Genomic DNA, 6659 nt, shown 5'->3' on the forward strand with positions numbered 1-6659 from the left:
AGCACGTCCATCCCGTCGTCGCGGTCGATGTCGAAGTTGCGGGCGTACAGCTCGTCGACGCGCTCGTACTCGGCGTCGGAGAGCGGCGGCACGCCCGCCGCGCTCCACTCGGCGATGTCGTCGCCGTCGCGGAACGTCGGCGTGACGGAGGCGACCTCGTCGTGCGCGAGCAGCCAGCGGATCGCGGCCTGCGCCATCGTCCGCGTCCCGTCGGCGTGGTCCGGATCCTCGAGGAACCGGATCGCCTCGACCTTCTCCCAGCCCGTCTCGTACCACTCCTTCGGGCGGTGCGAACGGTGGTCGCCGTCTTCGAGGACGGTGTCGGGCGTCACCTGCTCGTTGAGCAGCCCGGAGGAGTGCGGGACACGGGCGATGACGGAGGTGTCCGAGTCGGACTCGCGGATCGACTCCACGAAGTGTCGCCCCGGCTCCTGCTCGAAGAGGTTGAAGACGGTCTGGACCGCGTCGAACTCCTCGTACTCGACGGCGGCGTCGCCCTCGGCGAGCCAGCCGATCGAGGGACCGAGCGCCCAGCCGAGCGCGCGGACGCGGCCGTCGGCCTTCCACTCCGCGAGGAGGTCGCGCACCTCGGGGGTCACCTCGTCGACGTTGGCGTTGTGAAGCTGGAGCACGTCGACGTAGTCGGTGTCGAGCCGGTCGAGCGAGGCCTCGAACGCCTCGGTGAGGTACTCGCGGTTCAGCTCCTTCGGCAGTTCGCCGTGGCCGGCCTGCGGGTTGTCGTAGAAATCGTAGCCGATCTTCGTCGACAGCGTCACCTCGTCGCGGCGGCCGTCGATGGCCCGCCCGATTATCTCCTCGCTGTCGCCGTGGCCGTACACGTCGCCGGTGTCGACGTAGGTGACGCCCGCGTCGAGCGCGTCCTCGACCATCCCGACCGCCTGTTCGTCGGAGCGGTCGCCCCACCAATCGGTGCCGACGACCCACGCGCCGAAGCCGATCTCGGAGACCTCGACGCCGGAGTTCCCCAGTTCGCGGTGTTGCATACCCACTAGTTGGCGGTCGGGACACTTATCGGGCGCGGTCGGTCCCGCGGCGTGGTAGCGCCGGCTCACCGAGACGAGGAGTCCGGCGGGGGTCGCCGCCCGAACTGCTCTGTTGAAATCCCGTTCGGATAGATTCTCCCCTGAAACCGCTGGTCAAAGACACCCGCGAATTGACTGCTGTGATTCCTGCCAGTAAATGAGATAAATGAACTAATAGCCGGCAAATCGTCACAGAGAGGAATCTAAAATAAAACACGGAAACAAATATTTATCATGTTATGGAAATATAATTGAATGTGGAACGAGAGCGCAAACAGAAGCCACTCACATTGATGATTGTGGGTGGTTTTTTTCAGGTAGCAGTCGGTGTTTCGGGTGATATTTCACCTGTAATTGGTGTTGGATTTGGTACCGTTCTTATCGGTCTTGCGTGGATTTGGGCGTCAAAATATATTTGATGTATTATTATTTGTTAAATTTATTCTCTGTATTACTTGAATTCTATCATCAGTTGGTAGATATATCTCGATTCCCTGCGGCAAGTCGGTCACCTGTATTGAACGATCGGTGCGTCCTCTGTACTGACCGATTGAGGGGTAAAACGATCAGCCGCTGTGGATTTCAACAAAGCCGCCCTAACCTATACCCGTCGCCCGCGGATTCATCCGCGCATGGACGAATCCCTCCACGACGCGCTCGACGTGATCGCCTTCCTGCTGGCGGTGATCGCCGCCGTCGCGCTCACCGACCTCAGCCTCCGGTACGGTCCGACCGGTCTCATGCTCGCGGTGCTGTTTCTGATCGTGTTGGGCTTCGTCGGCGTCGCGATCGGGCCGGACCGCGACGGACTAGTCGACGGCGGCGACGGCAGCGACGGAGACGGCGACACGGGCGCGTCCCACAGAGGCGACCGACCGAGTAGCGACGCTCCCTGACGCCGCGGTCGCACAACCGAATCCCTTTGAGGCGTCGCGCCGAACGGAAGGGCAATGACGAAGCGACACGTGTCCCTGCCCGACGGCGCGGAGGCCGGGGTCCGAGGGTTCATCGACGAGGTGGACGAGCGGCTCTCCTCGGACGAGGACACCTGCGAGGTCGTCCGGGACGTGCTGATCGACCTCCACGGCGACCGCGAGGCGTGGGAGGCGTGGCAGGACGGCGAGTCCGTCTCGCGCGCCGAACGCGTCCGCCTTCAGGGGTACGACCCGTGTAACGCGACGCTGGAATCGGAGTACTACGCCGAGAAGGACGAGGACCGCTTCCAGCGCTCGAAACACCTCCAGTGGCTCTGGCGGCAGTTCGACGCCACGCCGATGGCGGACAACGTCGAGTTCGCGCTCCGCTTCCGGCAGATGCTCGGCAGCCACCTCTTCGCCGAGTGCGGAGACAACTGTCGGTTCTTCAAGGGTATCTCCGTCACCTACGGCCACAACATCGAGGTCGGCGACAACGTCGTGGTCCACGACGGCGTCCACCTCGACGACCGCGGGAAGCTGACGATCGGCGACCGCGCCTCTATATCCGACGGTGTCCACCTCTACAGCCACGACCACGACATCGTCGACCAGACCACGGTCCGGAACTTCCACACGATCGTCGAAGCCGACGCCCGCGTCACCTACGACGCGATGGTTCGGGCGGGCTGCCGGATCGGCGAGAACAGCGTCGTCGGCGCGCGCTCCGTGGTCCAGGGCGACGTGCCCGACCATCACGTCGTCGTCGGATCGCCCGCCCGATCCGTCCGCGTGAAGCCCGGCTGGGAGTCCGCCGCCGAGGAGTTAGAGGACGGGCGGCTGCCCGACAACCAGGACGACCGCGAGATCGAGTACGAACTCCCCGACGACCTCGATCAGTTCGACGAGTTCGGCCGGGACCTGAAGCCGCCGGACGTCGAGAACCCCTCGCCGCCCTCGACGGAACGGTAGGACGCTAAAACGCGTTTTCGCGAACAGCCTGTAGCGGCTGTCAGAAGGTGAGTCGATCGATCGGACGGCGGTGTTCCTGCTCGTAAATTGCTGATCGGCACGAACCGTTCCGAAGCCCCAGCCGCGAGGCGGGCAGACGCTCGCTGTGCTCCTCGCTCGGTCGCTTCGCTCCCTCGCTGCGGTGCTTACGTCGTCATCAGAACGCTTCGCGTTCTGATTGGCTCACGAGAGCTTCGCTCTCGTGAACGCCTCTGCCCGCCTCGCGGCTGCCCCTTCGAGTCCCGCCCCGCAACCGCACAGCACCTCATGCCTCCCCAACCTCGTCAGTCGCCGTCGCTCCGCTCCGGCGACTGACTCCCTCGCGCGGCGCTCCTCGGCCGCGATGCGGCCTCGGAGGCGCGCGCCACCGCGAACTGCGGTCGCGGTCGGTTGTCGAGATTAGTTCGTGGTGTGCTACCGCTCGCCAGTATCGTTATCTGCCAGCGGCGCGTACTCCAAAGTGGTGTTACACACATGACAGGACAACAGATACTGATGATCGTCGGCGACTTCGGCGAGGACTACGAGATCATGGTGCCGTTTCAGGCGCTTCAGGCGGTGGGCCACGAGGTCCACGCGGTCTGCCCAGACCGGGAGGGCGGCGAGTCGGTCAAGACCGCGATCCACGACTTCCGCGGCGACCAGACGTACCTGGAGACTCGCGGCCACAACTTCGAACTCACGCACGGGTTCGACGAGGTCGACCCCGCGGAGTACGACGCCTTAGTCGTCCCCGGCGGACGCGCCCCCGAGTACCTCCGCGGCTACGACGAGGTGCTCGACGCGGTCCGGCACTTCTTCGAGGCGGACAAGCCGGTCGCGTCGATCTGTCACGGCCCGCAGATCCTCGCGGCCGCGGGCGTCCTGAACGGCTACGAGATGACGGCGTACCCCGCCGTCAGGCCGGAGGTCGAGGCCGCCGGCTGCTCGTGGGTCGACGGCGTGACGACCGACGGCAACCTCGTCACCGGACAGGCGTGGCCCGACCACCCGGAGTGGATCGCGCAGTTCCTCGACCTGCTCGGGACGGAGATCGAGCACGGACCGGCGGCCGCGACCGCGGACTGACCGCGTCGGACAGGCTGTCCTCCGGCGGCTGCGGTCGACACCGCGATTTATGTCGTGCGCTACCGTTACACTAGCCATGAGCGACGACGCAACCGATTCGACGGACGACCTCAACCGCGGCGCGCCCTCCCAGCTCGGCCGCGTGCTGCTCGGGGTCGGCCTCGCCGCGCAGGCCTCGGAGGACTTCCGCGACATGGACGACACGGTCGAGTACGCCGAGTCGGCGGGCGTGCCGATGCCCGAGGTCGCCGCGCCGTTCGCCTCCGGGATGATGGTGGTCGCCGGGGTCGGCATCGCGCTCTGGCGGCTCCCGCGCGTCGCCACCGGTGCGGCGGTCGCGTTCCTGACGGTCGTGACCGCGACGATGCACGACTTCTGGAACGCCAACGAGGACGACGCGAGCGGCGAACGGCTCGCCTTCTTCGGGAACCTCGCGATGCTCGGCGGGGCCTTGGTGTTCCTACGGGAGGCGTACAAGAACTGAGCGACGATACAGGGCGCTGTTCCGAACGGCCGGTTGATTGGTTATAGTTCGGTAATCTCGGAGCGACGGCAAACACCGCCGAATCCCGCCCCGCACAGCACCGCAACCGCACCTCATACCTCCCCAGCCTCGTCGCTGGCGGTCTTCGCTCCGCTCAACCGCCAGCGACTCCCTCGCGCGTGCGGTTCGTGGCCTACCGGCCACTCATCGGCACGCGCCACCGCAGCGGATTTATAAGTCGCCCGCGTCCAGCGGGTCCTCCAACTGGCCCATCACCGCCTCCAGCGCATCGGTCGCAGTGATCAGCCCGACGACCGCGCCGTCCTCGATCACGAGCGCCAGTTCCTGTCGCTCCGCCTGGAACTGGTCGAAGGCGTCGCTCACGCTCGTCGCGGCCGAGACGGTCATCGGCGGGGCGGCGATCTCCGCGAACGTCGTCTCGCCCGCCCGAAGCGCCTCGAAGTGGCTCACGATCGACGGCGCGTACACGATCCCCTCGAACGCCGTCAGGTCCGTGCCGACGAGCGGGAACCGCGCGTGCGGCGTGTCGCTGATGCGGTCGAGGTTCGCCTCGGCGGACGCGGTCGTCGACAGCGAGACTATCTCGTCGGCCGGCGTCATGACGTCGCCGACCGCCACCTCGTCGACGTCGAGCGCGGCGAGGACCTCCTGTCTGCGCTCCTCGGGCAGGTCCACTTCCTCCATCATCGAGCCGAGACGGGTGCGGAGCTGCGCGCGCGTCTCCAACACCTCCCCTTCGGTCTCGGTCCACGACCCGGTCATCTCGACGCCGAACAGCCGCAGCGTCGCCTTCGCGACCCGGTCACCGAACTTGATCAGCGGGGAGATGAGCCACGCGAACCAGTAGAGAGGACGCGCGCCGTACTCGGCGACCTGCTTCGAGCGCTCGACGCCGAGGTACGTCGGCGTCTGCTCGCCGTGCGTGAGGTGGACCATGTTGATGAGGAAGAAGGCGAGGAGCGACCCGGCACCGGCGGAGGCGAGCGTCGTGTTCTCGAACACCGGTGCGAACACCGCCGCGAGCCCCGGCTCGGCGACGATACCGAGCGCGATGCTCGTACCCGAGATCCAGATCTGACAGGTGGTGAGGTAGAACTCCAAGTCGTCGGTCATCTCCCAAGCGCGGCGCAGGCCGGGAGAGTCCATCTCCGACTCGGGGTACTGCCTGAGGCGGGTCAGTCCGAACTCGATCGCCACGAAGTACGCGTTGATCAGGATGAGGAAGACGCCGGCCGCGATCCGGAGGGCGACCTCGCCGGGGGGCATCGCCGTCGCGAGCGGGATCATCGTCCCCACGGTCTCGACGCGGGACGCAAAAGCGTTGAGGGACGGTCGGCGGTCGGCGAGGCGGACGGAGGTCGGGCGCTACTCGTAGTCCTCGTACGTCGGCAGTCCCTCCTCGGGCGGGAACTCTCCGACGGGAACCGTCGTCTCGTCGCCGCTCGACATGTCTTTCACCGTGTACTCGCCGTTCTCCAAGTCGCGTTCGCCGACCACGACGACGGTCTCGGCGTTGATCGAGTCGGCGTAGCCGAGCTGCGCGCCGAACGAACGGCCGGAGACGTCCTGCTCGACGACCACGTCGTCGTCGAGCGCGCGGAGGTCGTTCGCGAGCGCGGCCGCCTCGCTGCGCGTGTCGCCCACCGAGAGCACGTAGTAGTCGGTCGAAAGCTCCTCGTCGGGCCAGACGCCGGCGCGCTGACAGAGGAGCTTGAGCGTCGCGTGGCCGGGCGCGACCCCGACCGCGGGGGTGGGCTGGCCGCCGAAGCTCTCGATGAGGTCGTCGTAGCGCCCGCCGCCGAAGACGGAGCGGGACACCTCGCCCGTGGAGTCGAAGCACTCGAAGACGACGCCGGTGTAGTAGTCGAGTCCGCGGGCGGTCGCCAGCGACACCTCGCAGAACTCGCCCGCGCCGAAGTCGTCGGCGGCGGCGAGGACGTTCCGGAGGTTCTCGACCGCCGCCTCGACCTCCTCGCCGCCGGCCTCGGCGACGGCGTCGAGGTCCTCGACCGTCTCGACGCCCGAGATGAGGTCGTCGAAGTCGCGCGCGGTGTCGCGGGCGAGGCCCGCGTCGGAGAGCAGGCCGACGTACTCGCCGTCGTCGACCTTCGCACGCTT

At 66.7% G+C, this 6659-nt stretch carries 8 protein-coding genes; 5 read left to right on the forward strand and 3 right to left on the reverse strand.

From position 1 onward, the window contains the following. On the reverse strand, positions 1-1004 hold a 1004-nt coding region (locus BN903_RS10470; RefSeq protein WP_048077687.1), incomplete at its 3' end, for an aldo/keto reductase. A gap of 296 nt (positions 1005-1300) precedes the next feature. Here BN903_RS10470 and BN903_RS16840 point away from each other — a divergent pair. The 5 genes from BN903_RS16840 to BN903_RS10490 all read left to right on the forward strand — a co-directional run bounded on the left by BN903_RS16840 (position 1301) and on the right by BN903_RS10490 (position 4520). Beyond that, positions 1301-1462 (forward strand): hypothetical protein, encoded by a 162-nt coding sequence (locus BN903_RS16840; protein ID WP_154018113.1) that lies wholly within the window; start codon positions 1301-1303, stop codon positions 1460-1462. Positions 1463-1675: 213 nt separating this feature from the next. Continuing rightward, on the forward strand, positions 1676-1939 hold the full coding sequence (locus tag BN903_RS10475) for a hypothetical protein (RefSeq protein WP_154018114.1): 264 nt from the start codon (positions 1676-1678) through the stop codon (positions 1937-1939). Between the two features lie 54 nt (positions 1940-1993). Continuing rightward, positions 1994-2929, forward strand: a complete 936-nt coding sequence (locus BN903_RS10480; RefSeq protein WP_048077666.1) for an acyltransferase — start codon at positions 1994-1996, stop codon at positions 2927-2929. A 513-nt stretch (positions 2930-3442) separates the two neighbouring features. Then, positions 3443-4036: a DJ-1/PfpI family protein gene (locus BN903_RS10485; RefSeq protein ID WP_048077667.1), complete on the forward strand. Its 594-nt coding sequence runs from the start codon at positions 3443-3445 to the stop codon at positions 4034-4036. Between the two features lie 76 nt (positions 4037-4112). Further along, complete coding sequence (locus tag BN903_RS10490) at positions 4113-4520, forward strand: DoxX family protein (protein ID WP_048077668.1); 408 nt, start codon at positions 4113-4115, stop codon at positions 4518-4520. 231 nt (positions 4521-4751) lie between these two features. On the opposite strand, the gene BN903_RS10495 is transcribed toward BN903_RS10490, so the two are convergent. Next, entirely contained in the window at positions 4752-5828 is a 1077-nt protein-coding gene (locus BN903_RS10495) for a CNNM domain-containing protein (protein ID WP_048077669.1), read from the reverse strand. A gap of 78 nt (positions 5829-5906) precedes the next feature. Further along, positions 5907-6659 (reverse strand): ATP phosphoribosyltransferase regulatory subunit (locus tag BN903_RS10500; protein ID WP_048077670.1); only part of this gene is annotated, 753 nt, incomplete at its 5' end.

This window comes from Halorubrum sp. AJ67, from assembly GCF_000513435.1.

Coding starts and splice junctions, on each gene's coding strand:
- BN903_RS10475 (WP_154018114.1), top strand. CDS start 1,676: ATGGACGAATCCCTCCACGACGCGCTCGACGTGATCGCCTTCCTGCTG.
- BN903_RS10480 (WP_048077666.1), top strand. CDS start 1,994: ATGACGAAGCGACACGTGTCCCTGCCCGACGGCGCGGAGGCCGGGGTC.
- BN903_RS10485 (WP_048077667.1), top strand. CDS start 3,443: ATGACAGGACAACAGATACTGATGATCGTCGGCGACTTCGGCGAGGAC.
- BN903_RS10490 (WP_048077668.1), top strand. CDS start 4,113: ATGAGCGACGACGCAACCGATTCGACGGACGACCTCAACCGCGGCGCG.
- BN903_RS10495 (WP_048077669.1), bottom strand. CDS start 5,828: ATGATCCCGCTCGCGACGGCGATGCCCCCCGGCGAGGTCGCCCTCCGG.